18 protein-coding genes are annotated in these 20,782 nt (G+C 33.0%); 5 read left to right on the top strand and 13 right to left on the bottom strand.

Going from position 1 to position 20,782, the window contains the following annotated elements:
• Positions 1 to 175 precede the first annotated feature (175 nt).
• Genes CSUIS19072_RS07515 through CSUIS19072_RS07505 form a run of 3 tightly spaced genes read left to right on the top strand, consistent with a single transcriptional unit; the run spans position 176 to position 3,898 of the window.
• A complete protein-coding gene (locus CSUIS19072_RS07515; protein ID WP_086238060.1) occupies positions 176 to 1,351 on the top strand; it encodes a glutathionylspermidine synthase family protein in 1,176 nt (391 codons plus the stop codon).
• Positions 1,348 to 1,893, top strand: a complete 546-nt coding sequence (locus CSUIS19072_RS07510) for a UbiX family flavin prenyltransferase (protein ID WP_086238058.1) — start codon at positions 1,348 to 1,350, stop codon at positions 1,891 to 1,893. The genes CSUIS19072_RS07515 and CSUIS19072_RS07510 overlap by 4 nt, the downstream gene beginning before the upstream one ends.
• The gene (locus CSUIS19072_RS07505; protein ID WP_086293790.1) at positions 1,886 to 3,898 is read left to right on the top strand and encodes a 6-hydroxymethylpterin diphosphokinase MptE-like protein; all 2,013 of its coding nucleotides are present in this window, start codon (positions 1,886 to 1,888) and stop codon (positions 3,896 to 3,898) included. The genes CSUIS19072_RS07510 and CSUIS19072_RS07505 overlap by 8 nt, the downstream gene beginning before the upstream one ends.
• A 135-nt stretch (positions 3,899 to 4,033) precedes the next feature.
• On the opposite strand, the gene CSUIS19072_RS07500 is transcribed toward CSUIS19072_RS07505, so the two are convergent.
• The 4 genes from CSUIS19072_RS07500 to CSUIS19072_RS07485 are packed head-to-tail and all read right to left on the bottom strand — an operon-like array spanning position 4,034 to position 8,040.
• Positions 4,034 to 4,948 (bottom strand): glycosyltransferase family 2 protein, encoded by a 915-nt coding sequence (locus tag CSUIS19072_RS07500; RefSeq protein WP_086293793.1) that lies wholly within the window; start codon positions 4,946 to 4,948, stop codon positions 4,034 to 4,036.
• The gene (locus CSUIS19072_RS07495) at positions 4,941 to 6,065 is read right to left on the bottom strand and encodes a glycosyltransferase family 4 protein (RefSeq protein WP_141082605.1); all 1,125 of its coding nucleotides are present in this window, start codon (positions 6,063 to 6,065) and stop codon (positions 4,941 to 4,943) included. Before CSUIS19072_RS07495 ends, CSUIS19072_RS07500 begins: the two co-directional genes overlap by 8 nt.
• Entirely contained in the window at positions 6,062 to 7,108 is a 1,047-nt protein-coding gene (locus CSUIS19072_RS07490) for a glycosyltransferase family 2 protein (RefSeq protein WP_236845380.1), read from the bottom strand. Before CSUIS19072_RS07490 ends, CSUIS19072_RS07495 begins: the two co-directional genes overlap by 4 nt.
• A gap of 11 nt (positions 7,109 to 7,119) precedes the next feature.
• Entirely contained in the window at positions 7,120 to 8,040 is a 921-nt protein-coding gene (locus tag CSUIS19072_RS07485; protein WP_180380076.1) for a glycosyltransferase family 2 protein, read from the bottom strand.
• Between the two features lie 67 nt (positions 8,041 to 8,107).
• Between CSUIS19072_RS07485 and CSUIS19072_RS07480 the strand changes: the two genes are divergently transcribed.
• Positions 8,108 to 9,400: a glycosyltransferase family 8 protein gene (locus CSUIS19072_RS07480; protein ID WP_086293795.1), complete on the top strand. Its 1,293-nt coding sequence runs from the start codon at positions 8,108 to 8,110 to the stop codon at positions 9,398 to 9,400.
• 51 nt (positions 9,401 to 9,451) lie between these two features.
• On the opposite strand, the gene CSUIS19072_RS07475 is transcribed toward CSUIS19072_RS07480, so the two are convergent.
• The 8 genes from CSUIS19072_RS07475 to CSUIS19072_RS07440 form a co-directional block, all read right to left on the bottom strand.
• Positions 9,452 to 10,639 (bottom strand): CsgG/HfaB family protein, encoded by a 1,188-nt coding sequence (locus CSUIS19072_RS07475; RefSeq protein WP_086293797.1) that lies wholly within the window; start codon positions 10,637 to 10,639, stop codon positions 9,452 to 9,454.
• Between the two features lie 8 nt (positions 10,640 to 10,647).
• Entirely contained in the window at positions 10,648 to 11,994 is a 1,347-nt protein-coding gene (locus tag CSUIS19072_RS07470) for a DUF6844 domain-containing protein (protein ID WP_086293799.1), read from the bottom strand.
• Positions 11,995 to 12,053: 59 nt separating this feature from the next.
• The gene (lpoB, locus tag CSUIS19072_RS07465; protein ID WP_086238041.1) at positions 12,054 to 12,674 is read right to left on the bottom strand and encodes a penicillin-binding protein activator LpoB; all 621 of its coding nucleotides are present in this window, start codon (positions 12,672 to 12,674) and stop codon (positions 12,054 to 12,056) included.
• A gap of 1 nt (position 12,675) precedes the next feature.
• Entirely contained in the window at positions 12,676 to 13,059 is a 384-nt protein-coding gene (locus tag CSUIS19072_RS07460) for a YcfL family protein (protein ID WP_086238039.1), read from the bottom strand.
• A 2-nt stretch (positions 13,060 to 13,061) separates the two neighbouring features.
• Positions 13,062 to 14,423, bottom strand: coding sequence for a hypothetical protein (locus tag CSUIS19072_RS07455; protein ID WP_086293801.1), 1,362 nt, complete (start codon positions 14,421 to 14,423; stop codon positions 13,062 to 13,064).
• Positions 14,424 to 14,585: 162 nt separating this feature from the next.
• Positions 14,586 to 15,131, bottom strand: a complete 546-nt coding sequence (locus tag CSUIS19072_RS07450) for a metal-dependent hydrolase (protein ID WP_180381034.1) — start codon at positions 15,129 to 15,131, stop codon at positions 14,586 to 14,588.
• A complete protein-coding gene (locus tag CSUIS19072_RS07445; protein ID WP_086293805.1) occupies positions 15,109 to 16,380 on the bottom strand; it encodes an ArsB/NhaD family transporter in 1,272 nt (423 codons plus the stop codon). Before CSUIS19072_RS07445 ends, CSUIS19072_RS07450 begins: the two co-directional genes overlap by 23 nt.
• Complete coding sequence (locus tag CSUIS19072_RS07440) at positions 16,381 to 17,448, bottom strand: NAD(P)-dependent alcohol dehydrogenase (protein ID WP_086242636.1); 1,068 nt, start codon at positions 17,446 to 17,448, stop codon at positions 16,381 to 16,383.
• A 149-nt stretch (positions 17,449 to 17,597) separates the two neighbouring features.
• Between CSUIS19072_RS07440 and CSUIS19072_RS07435 the strand changes: the two genes are divergently transcribed.
• Positions 17,598 to 19,994, top strand: a complete 2,397-nt coding sequence (locus CSUIS19072_RS07435) for an autotransporter outer membrane beta-barrel domain-containing protein (protein WP_236847935.1) — start codon at positions 17,598 to 17,600, stop codon at positions 19,992 to 19,994.
• Between the two features lie 163 nt (positions 19,995 to 20,157).
• Here CSUIS19072_RS07435 and CSUIS19072_RS07430 read toward each other — a convergent pair whose 3' ends face one another.
• Positions 20,158 to 20,406 carry a hypothetical protein gene (locus tag CSUIS19072_RS07430; protein ID WP_086293807.1) on the bottom strand — a complete coding sequence of 83 codons (249 nt, stop codon included), beginning with the start codon at positions 20,404 to 20,406 and terminating at the stop codon, positions 20,158 to 20,160.
• Positions 20,407 to 20,782: the final 376 nt, after the last annotated feature.

Here is a 20,782-nt window from a genome sequence, read left to right as displayed (position 1 = left end):
ATTAGGTAAATTAAAATAAAAAATAAGTAGAATATTTGATTGTTGTTACAAATTGCCACACTTTTCAAGCTCCTTGTAATGAAAAAGACTATAATAAAATCATTGATAAAATATAGCTCAAATTTAATTTATTAAAATATAATAACCATTTAAATCAATTCATCAAAGGACAAAAGTGAAGCTAAAAAAGATTAAACCACTTGATAATGGGTATTTAGAAAGCATTGGATTTGGCTGGCATACAGATCTAGATGGTAGTAAATATATCGCTGATGAGCTAGTAAGCATAACCCAAGATGAGGCCGAGAAATTCTATGAAGCGGCAAATGAGCTTTATGATATGTATGTGGCTGCGGCTGAGTATGTGATTGATAATGATCTATTTCATGAGCTTGGAATTCCATTTAATCTAGTTGATATTATTAAGGCTAGTTGGGAAAATGATGTCCACTGGCACATATATGGTAGATTTGATTTAGCTGGTGGGGTAGATGGCAAGCCTATTAAGCTTATTGAATTTAACGCTGATACGCCTACAAGTCTTTTTGAGACTGCGATTATCCAGTGGGCGATGCTGAAATTTAATAATCTTAATGAAGCTAAGCAATTTAATGATTTGTATGAGGCTTTGGTGGAGAACTTCAAACGCTTAGTAACCCTTGAGGAGGATACTAGTAGATTTGATGAGTATTATGAAGGGTGGAAAATCCTATTTAGCTCTATTGCTGGTAGTAATGAAGATGAGAATACCACAAGATTGCTTGAAGCTGCTGCTAGGGACGCTGGGTTTATATGCGATTTTGCCTTTGTAGATGAAGTGGGCTTTGATGATGAAGGGGGGATATTTTGGAATGAGAAAAACTGGGAGTATTGGTTTAAGCTTATTCCATGGGAGATGATAGCCATAGATGAGAGCGATCTGGCTCTAATAATTAAAAACATAATGAATAATCAAAAGGCCATAATCCTAAATCCAGCTTATACTCTTTTGTTTCAAAGCAAGGGGATTATGAAAATTTTATGGGATTTATATCCTAATCATCCGCTTTTACTAGAGAGTAGCTACCAGCCATTAAGTGGTAAAAAACAGGTCAAAAAGCCGTTTTTAGCCAGAGAAGGGGCAAATGTATCTATCATAAATAGCGATGGTAGTATAGAGGCTCAAAATGGCGGCGAGTATGATAATGGCAAATTTTTATATCAAGAGTTTGCTAATTTTGCTAAAGATGATAATGGCGATAGCTATCAAGCGGGGGTATTTTTCGCTTTTGAGGGGTGCGCTTTGGGCTTTAGAAAAGGCAAGGATATCATAGATAATTACTCTAAATTTGTAGGCCATATAATAGAGTGAAGCTAATAGTCGCAATAAGTGGAGCTAGTGGAGCTCATCTTGGGATTAAACTAGCTAATACCACGCTAAATTTAGGCATAGATACCAGCGTGATAATCACTCCAAATGCTAAGCTATCAATGCAAAAAGAGAATTTAAGCCTTGATATTAATGAAAAAATTCAAATTTATGATAATAGCGATATATCTGCACCCCCAGCTAGTGGCTCAGCTATGTATGATGCGATGATAGTCGCACCTTGCTCTATTAATACTTTAGCTAAAATTAGCTGTGGGATAAGCGATAATTTGCTATTAAGGGCTGCTGCGGTGATGATAAAGGAGCGTAGAAATTTGATTTTAGGGGTGCGTGAGTCGCCACTTAGTGCTATATCCTTGCGTCAGATGGCAGATCTTGCTAGTATGGGGGTTGGGATAGTGCCACCGATTTTGGGATATTATACTCAGCCTAGCAGTGTTAGCCAGATTGAGAATTTCATAATAGCAAAATGGCTAGATAGCCTAAATATCAAACACAACCTAATAAGGCGATGGAATGGATAATGTATTTAATAAAAATTATAATCACCAAGTAGATCCCCAATCAGTCAAGGAGCTACACCAAGCAATAGATCAAGATATTAAAGCAAATGGCGGTGCGAGTGCTTTTATACACAATATTATCGCTCTTTGCTCTATCAATTTCATCTTAGCCAAGGCTATTTATGATCTAAAAAGCAATAGTAAATTTGATGTATTTGCTGGTAAAGGTTTGCTAGATATAAATATCATCAATACCCACACAAAAGAGCCTATATATAGCGGTTTGCCAGCAAATCACACAAACGATATGCTAAATAAATTTAAAAGAGATTACGCCCTTTATCCATCGCTATTTTTCTATGGACTTGGTAATGGCAACTTCTATAAAGCTCTACTGGAAAATAAAAATCATAAGAAAATTGTAGTATTTGAGCCTAAAATTGAGATATTTTTCATCGCTTTTCATCTGAATGATTTTAGCAAAGAGATGCGTGAAAATAGATTTATCCCATTTTGCGTTAGCTACTTAAATGATGCGTATTTGCATATAATTTGCAATAAAAAAGAGATTAAATATAATGCTAGAAACTATGGCTTTCACATATATAATGAGTATTATGAAAAAAATTATAAAGATAGTGCTAATAGTCTAAATAAACATCTATTAAATATCTTGCTTTTAAATATCAAAGCCGCTGGAAACTCCGCTGAAGATACCCTTATAGGAATGAAACATGTGGTGGAGAATATGCCTAAATTTTACGCTAATTACAGCTTAAAAGATATTTTAAATTTAAATTCAAATCGCAACCAAACCGCCATCATCGTCTCAACTGGACCAAGCCTAACTAAGCAGCTTGAAATATTAAGGCAGGTATCGCCATATGCGATTTTAATCGCAGCTGATGCGTCATATCCGATTTTAAAACTACACGATATAAGACCGGATTTTGTAACTACGATGGAAAGAATAGAGCTTAGCGGGGCGTTTTTTGATAGTAAGGCAAGTGAGTTTGATAGCGATATAACCTTCATCGCTAGCTCACTCATTCACCCAAATACAATTAAGCTTTTAGATGGTAGAAATGTAGCCTTCGCCCATAAACCTTTGAAATTTGAAGAGGGCTTAGATGAAGATAAGAAAAACTATATGTGTAAAGGGCCAAGCACGGCTCATTTTGCCTTTGATCTAGCTGTGGAGCTAGGGTGTAAGCAGATAATATTTATCGGTCAAGACCTAGCTATGGCAGATGATGGCACCACTCACGCTAGGGGAATGGTCTTTGGTGAGACTTCGCCTACTATTGCTTCTAAAGAGTATGAGCCAAATATAACCACCGCCTTAGGCTATGGCGGTAAAACGCAGGTTAGATCCATCAAGCTTTGGGATATGTTTAGAGAGTATTTTGAGGCAATGATAGATGCGATTAGCTCATATAGCGATGTGAAAATTTATAACGCTACTGAGGGTGGCTCTAGGATTAAAGGGACTATAGAGGTGCCATTTAGTCAGCTAGCAGGAGAGATTATAGGTGGTGGGGTAAAAAAGAATTTGATAAAACCAGAGCCGATTTTACCACAAATAAGCCAAAGCAAATTAAAAACTCAAAGAGAGCTAATAGAGAATTTTATAAAAGTTGGCAAGGATAAACAAGAGCTAATCAAGGAGCTATTTAAGCGAATTAGCAAGTTAGTAGAAGCGGCAAATGCGGATTTGTCAAATGGCAAGGAGCCTAGATATGCGAAATTCTATGAGTTAAAAGAGCGAATAGATAGGCTAAAGGCGAATTTAGATAGCGATAAGATCTTTGATAGCGTGTATATGAGTGCGGCGTATAACTTTTGTTTGCACCAAGAGCTTGAGTTTGCTACTTTGATGGTGCGTCCTGAGAGCGGTAAAAGCGACCGTGATAAGAAAATCTTTGAGTATGTCAAACAGCATGGATACTACTTTTTTAGCTTAGCTGGACTGGTACAAACCACGATCGATACGCTACAAAACGCACTTAATGGGTGGGAGATTTAGGGCTTTAATCTCACTATCTAATTATTATGTAGTAGTTTTTACTATATAGTTTTAGCTTATTTGCCAGATTATCATCGCTACAAATAAATAAAATGAGCATGATAATCTTTAATCAAAACATTATGTTAATAAGTATTAAACTCCAAATTTAACTCTTAATCTGCGTTTAAATCTAAAATATTTATCATAAATTTTAAAAACTATTTTATTTATTTTGCGATACATTAGCCTATCACAATATTCATAGTATTTTAAATAATCAACAAATACTTTAGCAACTTTGCTATTAAATTTATATTTTTTTGAAATTGCTTTTATTTTATGAATAACAAAAACTCTATCTTTTGAATTTCTGCTAATTATTTCATCATTTTTGCTTTTAGTTGTTGAGTTCTCATTGTAACGATAGTAGTACAAAATATCACAAATATGACAAAATTTATTAGATAAATTCCAAAACACAAAACTCATCAAAGCATCCTCTGCCATGACAATTCTATCTTTTAAATTTAAAATTTCAACAGCTTTTAAATAGATATCTCTTTTAACTATTATAAAAGCTAAATTCCATCTAGGATAATCTTTTTGTCTATAAATATAATTAGCATATTCTTCCAAAGACTCAAAACTATAATTATTTAAAGTTGCCCCTTCCCATATATCAGCAGTATTTCCATCATAGTTATAAACATTAAATTTAACAATATCATAATAGCCATCTTTAGTAGCTTTATAGGCTATCTCACAGGCTTTCAAATCTAAAAAATCATCTGAATCTAAAGATAATATATACTCTCCGCTAGCTACTTTTACACCTTCACATCTAGTTAAGAATAATCCCATATTTTTGCTATTTTTTATAATTTTTATTCTACCATCTTTTTTGGCATACTCTTTAGCGATATCCATACTATTATCGCTTCCACAATCATCTACTATGATAATCTCTATATCTTGTAAAGTTTGATTTATACAAGACTCTAAGCATTCACGGATATATTTTTCTACATTATATACAGGGATTATTATTGATACTTTTGGATTAGCCATTATTTTTAATCCTCTTAAACAGCTCCATCCACTGCTTCATCACAACTTCTTTGCTAAATTTACTTTTAACTATCTCTTTGCTTTTTGCTCCCATTTTAGCTCTTAGATTCTCATCACTCATTAGAGTTTTTAATTTATTAGCGTATTCAACAAGGTTATTATCTTCTATCAGATATCCACTTTTTTCATCTTCTATTATATCACTTGGACCTGTGGCAATATCAAAGGCTATGGTTGGCAAGGCATAAGATTGAGCCTCTATAAGAACCATAGGGAGTCCTTCAAAATGGCTTGTCATAGCATATATGCTAGAGCTTAGGTATTCTTTTTCAACTTCAGTAGTAAATGGTTTTAACACTATAGAGTTAGTTAAATTTAGATCTTTTATCTTAGTTTTTATCTGCTCTTTTAAATCTCCATCGCCTACAATATGGAGTTTCCAATCGTTAAATTCATTACTATCTTGGATTAGCTTCCAAATATCAATTAGGCGAAGAAAGCCTTTTTGATCCGTATTTGCCATACGCCCCATAGAAAGTACGACTTTTTGAGAATAATTGGTATTTAAATTTGAGATATTTGGGATAAAATTTGGGATAATATAAAAATTAGAATTTGGGTATTTTGTTTTAAATTTATCAATATCATGATTAGATAATAAAACAATATTTTTATAACTATTTAGATCTATTTGCCATTTTTCATAAGCATCAAAAGAATTATGTACAACTTTAACAATTTTATCTTGCATTTTTTTTAATATTTTAGTCAAAATAGTATCAAAATGAGTATGACATATTATAAAATCCGGATTAAATTCATTTATTGCTTGCTTAAACACGGCTCTTTTTTTGATTTCATTCCATTTTTTTATAGGCATTATCAATCTTTTTATCTCGCGTAAAACCTTTGCCAATCCTTTAGGTTTTACATTCTCTTTAATAAATCTAATTGCAACTTCTTGGCGATATTCATAAGGACATTGATTGCTAAGTGCAATACTAAAAACCATCACTTCATATCCGCTAGCAATTAAAGAATTACTAAAATTGCATATAACTCTCTCAGCGCCCCCTCCCCAACTAATATCATCATATATCATTAATATTTTTTTCATAATCCCAAACTCCACTTTAACCTATTAAATCTATATATAACTTTATTCTTTATTTTAATTAGTTTTTTATCATATGGATTATTTAAATTTAGCATTAATTTTAAATGTTGTTTTTTAATTTTTTTATCTTTATTTAATGAGCCATCAAATTTATCTAAATAACATTTAGACATTCTAACAAACTCCTCCTTATAGTTAGTTAAAGACAACTTAGAATCTATAACACTGCATATAAAACTATAAAAATCAACTTTTAATTTATCCATTAAATTCTGCTCTATTAAGAAATTTTCTATTAAATCAAAAGTTTTAAAAATATCAAAAGTTCTTTTACTTTTTGCACTAGATGTCATTATAGAGCCTTCTCTAATACGGTAATAATACAAAGCCTCATCTAAAAATACGATTCTTTTAGCTAGTACTAAAGATTTAATATGTGGATATATATCTTCAAAAAGTAAATTTTGTGGATAAAATTCTTCATTTTCCCATAGGGAATTTATTAAAAATTCATATGAATACAAATGACAATATGCCACACAACAACTAGAAAATAAAACTGATTTAATTTCATCAAAACTACATACATCATTTTTTCTAATCTTATAACAATCGGTTTTAAAATAATCACTTGTTTCTATTCTTTTATCTTTCTCTATGTATAGCAATAAACTCATTATGCATATATCTGAATTTGACTCTTTTGCTTTATTATATAACTTTTCTAATGCGTTAAGCTCTAGCCAATCATCTGAATCTGCAAAATAGATATATTTAGAATTTATATTATTATCTATTAGATATTTTATACCTGAATTTCTAGCTGCACCAAGTCCGCCATTTATCTTATCTACGATACGAATTCTGCTATCATTTTTAGCATACTCTTTTAAAATTTCTAAACTAGAATCAGTTGAACCATCATTTACACAGATTATTGCTATATCTTTTAAAGTTTGATTAACTACTGAATCTAGGCACTCTCTTAAATATTTTTCTACATTATATACTGGAATTATTATTGATACTTTAATCTTGCCCACTTTAAGCCTTTTTATATCCCGAATTTAACTCTTAATTTGCGTCTAATCACAAACCATCTACCCTCTACAAAGGCTATAATTTTATCTATAAATCCAAATTTACTCTCTTTGATTTTCAATGCCCTTTTAAGGATATTACACTCATGCACACCAAGCGATATATAGAGCTTTTGCCATCTTTTATTACACTTATTATTTAGTGCGAATTCTCTCATTTTAGCAATTGCTATTTCAAAACTTCTTACGCAACTTTTCATATTTTCTATGCTTTTATCATTAGTGCTTGAGCTTGGATTATATCTGTAGTAATAAAGCATATTAGATATGAAATTTAACCTTTTACAATTATTATAAATAATAAACATAGCTAGCACATCTTCAGCCATTATAAGCCTTGAGTTAATACCCATTAGAAAGTCTAAATTCGCATGGTAAATATCTTTTTTAATCAATCTACCCCAAATATTCCAAGATATATTTTTACTCCTAAAAAGCCAATTTTCAAATTCATCTCCACTATCAAAACTACATGGCTTAAGCTCACTAAACACACTAGCCCCATCATTCCAATAATAGCTCCCAAATGTAACTATATCATAATACCCATCTTTAGTAGCATTATATGCTATCTCACAAGCTTTTAAGTCTAAAAAATCATCAGAATCTAAAAATACCAAATACTCGCCATTAGCTGCTAAAACAGCGTTATTTCTACTAACAAATGGCCCTTGATTTTGCCTATTTTTAATAATCTTTACTCTACCATCTTTTTTAGCATACTCTTTAGCGATATCCATACTCTTATCGCTTCCACAATCATCTACTATGATAATCTCTATATCTTTTAAAGTTTGATTTATACAAGACTCTAAGCATTCACGGATATATTTTTCTACATTATAGACTGGAATTATTATAGATATTTTATTCAAGATAAATCCCCATTTAAACTACAAACCATACCATATTTGGCTATAATTATACCAAAAAAGGTTAAAAATGTTTCACATTATATTTAGTGCTGATGAAAATTATATCAAATATACTGCCGTGCTAATAAATAGTATAATCAAAAATACAAATCTAAATTTAAGCTTTAAAGATATATGCCAAAATGGCGGCTTTAATGCTCCAAAAGATAGTTCATTTAGTAGTTATGCCAATCTAAATTTCAATGATTTAAGCCAAAAAGAGATGGCTGAAGGCTATATATTTCATATCTTAAGCGATAAAATTTCAACCACCACGCAAGATAGATTAAAAGCCTTAGAAAGTAGGCTTAATCAAATCTACCCCTGCTTAATTCTTACGCATATTATAGATGAGAGTAAATTTTCTAGCTTTCCTACCTCTGGTGCAGCGCACACCAATCTCTTGCCATATTACCGCTTAAAGCTAGATGAGTATTTAGACCATAGCGTTAAAAAGTGCTTATATCTAGATTCTGATATGCTCTGTCTTTGCGATTTAAGGGAGCTTTTTGCTATTGATTTAAAAGATAATATATTAGCCGCAGTTAATGATCCAGGCACCAAAAAACGCAAGATTAAATTTAAAAATAATAACAAGATAATTACGCATAAATTTACAAATGATTACTTTAATTCTGGATTTTTACTCATCAACGCCAAGGCTTATAGGGATAACCAAATAGAGCAAAAATGCCAAATGATCGCTCAAAATGCCACCTATATCAAAGCAGCCGACCAAGACCTACTAAATGCCACAATCACGCAAGATAAGCTATTAAAGCTACCTATTGCTTACAACTTTTCATCTATTAGCTTTTGCTTTGCTATTTGTAAAGATGAGCAAAATCACCGCCTAAACTGCACAAGAATGGAATTTATGCAAAGCTATAAAAATCCGAAAATCATCCACTATGGCGAAAAGCCGTGGAGATTCTTGCAAAGCTACACCGATAGCCAAAATAGAAATATAAATGAAATTTGGTGGGAGTATGCTAGTGATACTTTGGAGTTTAAAGATGAGCTTTTAGAGATAAAAAAGGGTATAAAAGAGTATAAAATTTTTGCGGCTTTAGGTGGTGAGATTTTACGAGTTGGTGGTGGAATTTACGGCTATTTTGCCATTAAAAAGCTTATAAATAATCCACAAAATGATCTAAATCTAAATAGCGAAATTCCAGATGATATTTTTGGGCTTTGCTGTATTTTAGGCGAGATGATTATCTATGCTAGAAGGCATAAAAAGGGTGCTTTGAGCGTTTTATTAAAAGCGCATAAAATGAAAAATATATTTAAAAAATATAACACAAAAAATTTTTTATAATCTAAAATTTATTAAAGTTGCAAATATAAATTCGCAACTTTATAAAATAGCTTAAAAGCCTAAATTTACTCCACCATCTTCGCTAAGCTCATAGTTAGCATCACGACCTTGATTATAGCCCAAGCCACTGCCTAAGGGACGACAAATAAAGCCCTCTTTCATTTGTCCTTCTATGATTTTAGCGTAGCTTAGCTTTGACTCAGCCCTAGTAATCTCAACTTCGCCAACCCTACTCTCTACTCTCATATCGCTTGTGCTTTGCTTAGTGTAGCTATCTTTTAGGGCTTTTCCTTGAGAAAAGCACTCAAAGCGTTCGCCGACATTTAAATTTTGTGTAAATACCACATCTTTCCCATTTACACTAGCGATTTTTAGGGGATAAATCGCATTTAAAATATCGCTTGTGATTTTATCGGCAATTTTTTTGTAGGCTGTTTCATTTGATTTTAAATCATCTCCTACGCTTAGACTCATCGCTAAAGTGTTGCTATATTTAATCTCTCTTGTAGCAAATAAAATCACTTGATAATCCACCACCAATTCTGATTTTGTGATATTTTTGCCTGTGAGATTATTTTGTTTTGAGCTGGTTTTAGCAGATTTTACATCAAAAATCATAAGATAATCACTACCGATCACATTTTTAAGCTTATAAATATCATCACTTTTAGCATCACTACTGCTAATTAAAGCCTTCTCCATCTCGTAATATCCGCTATTATCTCTATCTAGGATATTAAATTTTCTTGACTTAGTTAGATTTGTGATTATATGGCTTTTTAGATTTTCACCAAGTGCTCTAAGATCTGTAGAAGTAGCGTTAAATACCACTAGACTTCTTCTTTGCTTATTATCTAGCCCTGGTGCTTTATAGCTTTTGGTTGTTTTTGAGTTTTTTATCTCTACTACTGCTACCCATTTGCCTGTGCTATCTTGATTAGCACTGATAATCTCATAGCTATCAACTCTACCTTTTGTGGCTTTATTTATATGCTCGTTGTATATATCTGTTAAATTTGAGCCTTTATCGCTAGTTATGGCTGTGGTTTGAGTTAGCTTAACTGAGTTTATATCCACGCCTTTAATCTTGCCTAAAGCCTCGATAATAGCGTTATTTATAGCCTCTTGCCTTGTTAATCCATATCCTTCGCCAATAGCTGTTTTGGTGCTAGTGTGAGTTATAACCTCAGCATTTAAAAAACAAGTCAAAAAAGCAAATATAAATAGATATTTTTTCATATCAGCTCCTAAAAATCATCTATCGTATTTACCACTTTTGAGCTCCTTTGAGTAGCCTTAGCTGGTTGGGTAGAAGTTGAAGTAGCGGTTGAGTTCTTTTTATCTGATACGGCATTTGTAACATTTAGATAGTTAGCATATGAGTAGTATCTAACGACCCCTACATACTCCACGCCATTTTCATCGGTATAATCCCATCTTTTTAGCGTCCTAATTCCACGGATATTACCTGAAGCGTTTGTCTTTATAGTTTGAGAAACTCTATCTATTATACTCTCTAGTGCTTCTTCTTGGATTTGAATATCGTTTGATAGAAGATTTCTTGTCTCTTTTATATTTTGATTTAGAGCTTCGCCAGTTTCCCTCTCATCAGCAAACGATACACTAGTGCTTATAAACTCAATTATCCCAGCATCAGCTTGTGATGAGGCTGAGTCTTTGGCTATACTCTCTTGTCTATCTGCTATTTTGCTATTAGCATCAGGTAAATAACCCCAATTTCCATAGCTTAAAATAATAGGAGCACCATTTTCATCATATACAAGTCTAATTCCATACTCTTGTATAAAACCAGCTTTTTGTTTTGGTAGATACTCTACTACTGGTTTGCCACCTTTTGCTTTTATGATCCAAGGGGTTCTATTTTTCATATCTTTTGCTATTTGTCTGGTTTTTTCGCTCATCACAGCGATAACACCTATTTTATAATTACCCCTTTTTGTCTGCGTTATAACCGTTTTTACCGGCACAAGACCGCTCATATTGCCAAAAGCTTTTATAACTGTTTTTTTAGTAAATTCATCCTTTAAAAGCTCTTTTTTTCGCTCTTCTTGTAATCCTTGTGTCTCTACGCCTAGCTCATTTAAGGCCTTATCGACTTGTGCGCTTGCTAGTTGTGTTAGCTTGCCTAAAATTTGAGAGATGATGCCACCTTTTGGCAACTCTTCGAATTCTCTAGCATTGTCTGATTGGTCTGTTTTGTATCTATTTATACTGCTTGTAGCTATTCTACCAAAGGCATCTTTTATAAATTCACCTTGTAGTTTTAGCATAGCTCTATTATAAGCATTTTGTAAAGACCTAGCAAAATTTTTATCAGTAGGCTTTAGCATTACTTCGCTACTTCCAGTGTAAAATGTCTTGCCATCTTTTGTGATACCATACTCTATGCCAAATTCATCTTTAAACTCATCAAAAAAATCATCCACACTTTTTGGCGTTATATCTTGGGTGCTAGCGTCGCTTATTTTATTTTGAATATCCACATCGGCTTGAGTTATCTCATTAGCTACCTTATCTTCCATCCCAAAAGCAAGAGAGGCAAAAACCGCCATTGATAAGAGTATTTTTTTCATTATAAACATCCTTTAACTAAAGTAAATTTAAGTTTTAAATCCTAAATTTCAATCAAATTTCACCAGCTTACGCTATCATTTGATCCAGATTTATTTATTGTTTTCTCATCTTCCCAATACACTAGACCTGAGTTTAAATCAGTCAATCCTAGTAAGAATAGATACTCCACCTTTATTTTGCCATTGCTTAGCTTGATATTGTCTTGACGAATTTTACCAAATAAAGAAAAATCAGGAGAGACTAGAGTGCCCTTTTTGGCTATTGTTTTTTGGTTAAACTCATCATTATCCCTCAGACCCCTAACATCTTCACTCATAGAGTCCAAAGCCCCACCAGAAGCCACGGCAGAGGTTAATATAAATTTGCCCGATCTTCTCATAGCTTGAGTTATCTTTCTAGTTAGTTTTTCTGTATCTAGTCTAAGTGCGGTATCATTAACGATACGCCCCATTGCTACAACCTTTCTTACGCCTGGCTTTTGATTTACAAGGGCTGGATCGCTAAGTAAGCTATTTATCATACTCTCAGCTGCTAGCTCAAAATCCTCATTGCTTAATCCAAGCGTGATTGTATCTCCTTGATTGATTTTACCACTATTGTCTGTATAAAATGGCTGATTTGTACATCCACTAAGCAACAAAGTTGCCGCCACAACGCTGATTAAAGTAAATTTTCTCATCTTATAACCCCTTTGTAGTTAGATAAATTTTAAAACTCTTAGCTCTTTTATCTTGAGCTACTTTGCTTATGGAAATTTGGCGATAAGCATTAAGTCGTAATACCTTATAGCTCTCATCAATTGAATTTCTTAGCTCAAATCCACTCTCATCTAGCCAAGCCACTCTATAAGCCAAATCCATATCTTTAGTGCTTTTTAATATGATTTGAAACTCCAATAATCCAAGCTCATTAAATCGTTGATTTATATCTTGGATTATATCTTTATCTATGGCTTCTAAGCTTACTAAATTTGAGCTATAGCCTTGATTTTCTAATCTTATGTCGCTATTTCCAGCACAGCCAAAAAGCATAGCACAAACCAAAAACATTGCTATTTTTTTCATTTTTACCTCTGTATTATAATGGATTTTATCATATTTTTATCTGTTGAGCGTAGCCATATCAAAGCATCTTTTGTCCTATCTATTTTAGCGGTATCTATAACCTTACCACTACTATCTTTAATAGTATATGAGCCGCTATTTTCTACCATAGCGATACTTGCTATTTTAGGTAGTGTTTGCCATGACCTAGTATCTGCTTTATTTGTAGCTGATACTAAAAGGCTTGTAGCTAAAGATGCTACACCACCAACCTCGCTTGCTACAACACCGCTAGCTGTGGATTTAGCTACCATTGATAGTATGGATTTAGTAACTATCCAAGGGAGTTCTATTTTAAATTCAGTAGCAAAAATATTATCAAAATTGCTAATTTGAGTTGCTTTAATCCCATTTATGCTTATATCTTTATAGCTAAACTCACGCTTTTTAAGCGTTGGCAAGGATAAGTTCAAAGTCGCAACCCCATCGCCAATCATATATGGAATATTTATAGTAAATTCATCTTTTATAGTCCCAAGACCATCTTCATAGGCTAAAAATATATATCTTTTGCCACTATCTTTTATGCTTTTGGCTCTATTTTGTAATCTCTTATTTATAGTTGATACTAATCTATTTTTAGGATTAGCTATAGCTATTTCACGGAATTTATCTGCTGAGTTTTTATAATCCTTATCTAAATAAAAAAACACAGAAGCTGCGTAGGTAGCATATGGATTAATGAATACTTCGCTAGTTTTAAACTCTTTAAAAAGCCCAGAATATTCATCATATACTAATTTAGTATTTTTTAAATTCTCCTTATAATTTGGATCATTTTTTCTATTTTTAGCTAGTTCATCTTTAGCGGCTTTGATTTGTGGGGCGAAATAGTCTTTAGCTCTATCTTGGCGGATTAAGGCACGATTAAACTCCACTCTAGCACTCTCAAAGTCATTTAAACTCATAAAATTAAGCCCCTTATAGACATTTACCATTATTCTTTCATACAAATTCCCATCATAATCAGTAAATGTATCATTTAAAAGCACTCCAACAAGATTTTTAAGAGCCTTATTACCAGCACTCTCTAAATCCACATCATACTTATACCTATCTTCTGCAATATCTAAAAGCTCATTGCTAAGTGCGAAATTTTGGCAAATTCTTGCGATAGAACCTGCGTTTATAGCTGTATAAATCGGATCTTTTCCATCCTTTGCTCTTTGTAGCTCACTATCAAAATAGCTTTGCTCTAAGCAATCTAGTGAGCTAAATTTATTTGTATAATCAGCCGGTTTCATAGCTATGGATAACGCATTAGGCACAGCACAACCACTAAATCCAAGCACAATTGCTAAAAATAAGATAGCAAATTTTGCCATATTTTAACTATCCTTTTAATATTTTTTCTTAAAAGTATATTTTTACAAAGCAAATCAATGGTAAATTATGTATTAAATTTATATTAATTAATTATATTACTTTTGTTATATTTTTATAGATTAAGTATTTAATTAAATAGCACTACAACTATATAAATTCCATTAAACTAAATTTAAAATCTTAATAATATTAGCCATATCAATATCAAATCCCAAAACCATAGCCCCAAGCACTCCATCAACCATCAAAACACTAGGCAAAACCAGAGTTAATTCAAGCTTTGAGCCAGTTTTGATGGCGTAGTTTTTAGGCAAAATTCTAGCTACAAATTTCCTTTTAAAAGGGTAAAAATATCCATAAATTCCACTCGGCGTTAGCATATCCCCTAAATGATGGATAATCATTCCAAAGCCTATAGCTCCAAGTGCCAAATAGCCAAAAATAGCCCACGCTACAAACAGCAAAACTGGAATAAAAAGAAAATGAGTAGGACCTCGGTGGGTAAAAAATGTCGCCGTTACCCTAGAAATTAGCGGAAATTTACGCGAAATAAAACTCCTAGGCTCATCAATATCAGGCAATACAGAGCCTAGTAAAATCAGTCCAAAAATATAGATATTTTCAGCTCTATCCACAGCCCCCACAAAACAAATAGCCCCCAAAGCCCCAAGTGCAAGATGAGTTTTAAATGTCAAACTTCTCTCCAATCCATAGCCCACAAACCGCAGCTATAAGCACACTAAAGCTAAATATAAATGATAGCTTAAAATAATCTAAAAGCTTGATATTTACTCCACGCAATTTTAAACTAACAAGCCACAAAAGCGTCGCTAAAGAGCCAATGGGAGTGAGCTTAGAGCCGATATTGCACCCTAAAAGATGAGAATACACAAGCCCCATATCCGCCCCAAAATCCCTAAGTGCCAAATCCCCTAGCATAACCATAGGAAGATTATTTATAAGTGCTGAGCCAATACTAGATCCAACTGCTATGCCAAGCATAGAGGTAAATCTATCCAAATTTGCTAGAGTATGGATATTTAAGCGTAAAAACTCTAAAATTCCAGCCATTCCCACGCCATAAACCATCACAAAAAGCCCAATGCTAAAAATCACTACCCCAAATGGAGCCTTGCTAAAAAGCTCGAATTTACCGCCCTTTTGCATCATTATAGCAATCACCGCTACAATCAATATAAATCCACTAATAGGCAGCCCCATCGCCCCAAAAATCGCACTCCCAAAAGGCAAAGAAATCAATAACCCAAAAGCGATTATAAAATCAAATTTACCCATTTGCCTACTTGGTAAATGAAACTTTAAAACCTTAGGTAACTTCCTAATCAAAATCGCCCAAAATATCACACACGCAGCTATAAAAGCAAAGCATTGAGCCAAAATCATAGAGCCAAAATACTCACCAAAAGAGATATTAAAAAGCTTAGCGGTGATGATATTTGTAAGGTTTGAGATGATTAAGCCATTTGAGCCAAAATCGCTTAAAAATCCAAAAAATATTAAAAATGCCACCAAAGGAGAGCTAAATTCTTGATTTGCCTTAGAAAAGATAGCAAATATCAGTGGCGTAAGCACCAAAATCGCCCCATCATTTGCTAAAAATGTAGCCACAAACAGCCCAAAAACCATCATAATAGCAAAAAATTTAAGCGTATTAATCCTATAACCATCACTATATCTAGCACAAGATAGTATAATCTTACTAGCTAAGGTATCAAAAAAGCCCATCTTTTCTAACGCCATAGCGATGATAATAAGCCCTACTAATACAAAAGTAGAGTCCCACACCATCGCTAAGACCTTAAAAGTATCTGCTAAACTAATCACGCCAAATATCAGCGTAGCAAATCCCCCAAGAGCCGCACTAGCCCACACGGGCACTCTAAACGCTCTAGTGTAGATCATAAGCATAGAGATAGTAAAGATTATAAACGCCATTTAAGCCTTCATATCAATCACATAGCGAAACTCTCCAGAGCCGTTTGTCAGCTTCTCATACACTTCATCGATTTGCGATGGACTAATCAAAATAGTCTCAGGGTAAATTTCATTTTCAAGCGAAAAATCCATCATCTCTTGAGTCTCACTAATCCCACCAATTAGTGAGCCATAGACCTTCTTACCAGCTTTATGCACTAGCTCAATAACGCTTATGCTAGGCGCTATCTCATAAGGCGGAAGTCCTACAATAGCCAACTCTCCGCCAAATTTAAGCAGATCTATATAATCTCCTATATTATATGAAGTTGGAATAGTAGAGATGATGAGATTAAATCGCTCTTTTATCTGATTTTGGTCTGTTGAAGTATAAAAATTTGTAGCGCCAAGCTCTAAGGCTTGAGATTTTTTCTTATCATTTCTAGCAAATACACTAACTTCAGCGCCCATTTTAACAGCGTATTTTAAAGCCATCATTCCAAGACCGCCAAATCCAGCCACACCTACCTTATCCCCGGCTTTTATCTTAGAAAATTTAAGCGGCGAATATGTCGTAATCCCTGCGCACAATAAAGGGGCAACCTTATCCAAAGGAGCATTTTTAGGCACTTTAATGGCAAATTTTTCACTCACAACTATATTATTAGAGTATCCGCCATATGTGTTTTCATTATTGTGGAAATAATCAGTAGAATTATAGGTATAAACTGTCTTACCACTTTGACAAAACTGCTCCTTGCTAGCCAGACACGCCTCACACTCCCCACAGCTATTTACCATACAGCCAACCCCAGCATAATCGCCAATTTTAAATTTGCTCACATTTTTACCAACTGCGACTACTCGTCCAACTATCTCATGCCCTGGAACGCACGGATACATAGTACCACCCCACTCATCTTTGGCCGTGTGTATATCACTATGGCATATACCAGAATACAAAATTTCAATCAAAATATCCCCATCACCCAAGCTATGGCGAGTAAATTCAAAAGGGGTAAATTTAGAATCCTTAGATAGCATCGCATAGCCCTTAGCTGGGATTTTACCTACAAAAACACTGCTCATATTAATCCTTTAATCAAATTTTGGCAAATTCTACCCAAATTTATTAATATTTGAGTTAAGCAAAGAAAATTTAAATTCAATTATTATTTAAATAATATTTAATAATAATTATATATAATACCAAACTAGTCTTATTTTTAGGAGATATTATGAAATTATCACTTATTGCATCAAGTGCAATAATCAGTTTAGGATTGGTAAGCAATGCTAATGCTAAATACATATATCCAAATCAAGGTGATTTGGAAGATTACTTTGATGTGCGTATAGCTAATGATACCGCAAGTATGACGATAAAGGATACTTATACAAACGAAGCGTTAAATATCCAAAGCAATGTAAATGATTTTGTCGTAGATAAAATAAATAAAGAAAATACATTTACATATATCAATGTAGGCACTCACTCACTTGATATAGAAAACATACGAGATAGTGAGCTAGCAGATACAGCATCTAGAATGTATAATGCAAACCTTAGCGCTTCTAATGTCAATTTAAAAGATATGAGTTTGGAGTACTATAAAAATGCAAATTCAATAAATGCAAATGTGAAAATAAGTAACGATCCGCAATCCAATACTTCAAACTCCTCTATTTTAGTCATAAGTAGCTTGTCAAATGACAGCTCTAATGCTTCCTTAAACATAGCTGGAGCTTTAGAGGCTAGTAAAACTAAATTTGAAGGAGCAGCTACTAATGGAAATTTGAACTTTAATGTTGGAAATAAAGCAAATATCACAGATTCTAGATTTTTAGTGCTAAATAGGGATTTAGGCAATCTAGCATTAAATAAATTTACATTTATGAGTGCAGAAAACTTCAATGAAGATATAACCACCAAAAATACAGCTGGAGCTAGCTTTTTTAAGAGAATTGATGAAGTTTTTAGTAAAGAACTCGCAGATAAATTCTCATCAATAACAAATGGTAGCTACCTTACTAGAATGGATTTAAAAGACTTAGTAGAGTATAAACTAAGCGTAGAAAAAGATGGAAATAAAGAGTATCTTATCATTAGCGGTGGTCCAACTAGCAAAATAAATAGCATAAAAGCCATACTTGAAACTGAAAAAGAGTATCTAAATGCTGTGATTAAAGACTATGATTTAGAAGAAAATGCCAAATTCAATCCAGTTATGAAAGATAGCTTAGAAAACCTAAAAACACAAATTGCCAATAAAGATAATCTTATTTCTAAGATAAATAGTAGCGGTGGTGATGAAAGCAAGCTAAGCACACAAGAAAAGATGGAAGCGATCGGAATTGAGATTACTCAAACTTCTAAATTTATATTTGAAAAAGTATCTAGCCTACAAACTAGACAAGCAAATGGCTATAAACTACTTCTTACCACAGGAGTAGTTGGCGGAGCGAACAATACTAAAAAAATATCTAATTCTATGCAAACATCAGGAAATATAGATGAGTCCAAAAATATATTTGATAGCCTAGTAGCTTCTAATATCGACCCTTCGATCGGCGTAAAAGCAATTACAGATGAAAACTTCTTTAAAAATGTTAGAGATAGCTCTAAAGGCAATATAAATATCTTAAATACTGGAAGTAGCATAAATAGTGCTATTAATATATCAAATGATATGAGTATAAACAAAAGAGTAGCAAGTATAAATAACCCTTATAATAGCGTAAAATTTGCTAATATACTTAAATCTACTCTTTTAGCAAATAGTGCAAATGTAGCAAGCGATGCTATCTATGACTACTATGGGGTAAGCAGCTATGACAATAGCGTATGGGCAAATACATTTGGCGGTGTAAATATCATAGATGGAAATAGCGGTGGGCTATATGGTATTAGCGTAGGTGCTGATAGACAATTTAATGATAATTTGCTTCTTGGTGTATATGCTACTTATGCAAACTCAAATATCAAAGATAAACTAAACGAGCAAGAAGTAAATAACTACCAAATAGGTATTTATAGCTCTTATAGATTTGACTCTTATGAGATAAACTCTAAGCTTTATGGGCAAATAGGGGATACAAAGCAAGATATAAGCTTAGCTGGAAATGTAAATAGCTCAAATTTTAATAGAAAATTTGCTGGATTTAGCTCCAATATCGGCAAGATCTTTAGCGTAAGCAACGATCTATTTTTAAAACCTTTTGTAGGAGCAAACTACTACTATAGCTATACGCCTAACTACACAGAATCTGGTGCTTTATCAAGAAAGGTAAGATCTAATACTAATAACTCTGTTAGTTTAGAGCTTGGTCTAGAGAGTAGAAAATACTTTAGCCAAGACTCATATCTATTTATCGCACCTAAAATAGAGCAATATATAATCAATAATGGCGATGACTACATAGCAAGCTTTATGGGCTCAAATACTGCATTTTCTATCAAAGGAGATGATAAGAAAAAGACTTATGGGCAATTAATCATAGGCGGAAATGTCGCTTTAAATGATAGACTAAGTTTAGATGCTGGAGTTGGAGCTAAGCAAATTTTAGCCGGAAAAGTAGATTCTAAAAATGAAACCTATCTAAGCGGTAATATAGAGGTTAAATATAAATTTTAATTTTTATTGCTTATAAGGGGCTTAATTGCCCCTTGATTTAGCATTATTTCGCGCAGGCTAGCAATATAACTTCAATTTATAAATTGATTTTTATAATTTCTACCCTATCGCAAAAAAGAGATTAATTTTTGCTATGATGAAGAGATATTTTAGCTTTTTGATCTTAGCTCACAACAGAACCTAAAATTGAAAAAGCTATAATAATAATGATAAAAGCTACAATCGGCACTGCGATACCTACATAAATAGCCCATTTAGCCACGCCAGACATCTGATTAAAAACCATTTCATTATTCATATCCAAGGCTTTTTCAAAGAGTTTTATCACTAAATACTTACCAAAAATAGGAACATAAAACCCAATAAGAAAGTTTATCACAGGGATCCAGCCAAGACAAATACAAGCTATCAAATATATCAAGCCTTCTTTGTTTAGTTTTCTATAAAATAAAAACTACCCACCAAAAATAAGTCCCCACCACGACCAAGTAGGTTCAAATTTAAGCCTAGGTCTCATTCCAGCTTTAAAAAACTTCTCAGCTGCCGTGGCATAAATCTCCACCTTTTGTGGAGTGTCTAAAAATTTGCCAAGCTCTTGCCTTAAAAGCTCGGGATTTTCAAATACAGCTCCCCCCCCCTATCTAAAAATATACTTAAATTTAAAAATATTAAAATAGATTTAAATAAAATAAGGATTGCGTATGGCTACTAATTTTACTTTTAAGAGATATAAATTAAGTTTTACACATAGAAAAAGTTGTGTATCGATATAAAAGAATTTAAAACTA

Source organism: Campylobacter sp. RM19072, from assembly GCF_024723485.1.
GTDB classification, from domain to species: Bacteria; Campylobacterota; Campylobacteria; order Campylobacterales; family Campylobacteraceae; genus Campylobacter; species Campylobacter porcelli.
Note: the sequence above shows the minus strand (reverse complement) of the source record. Positions and strands in the feature narration are given on the sequence as shown.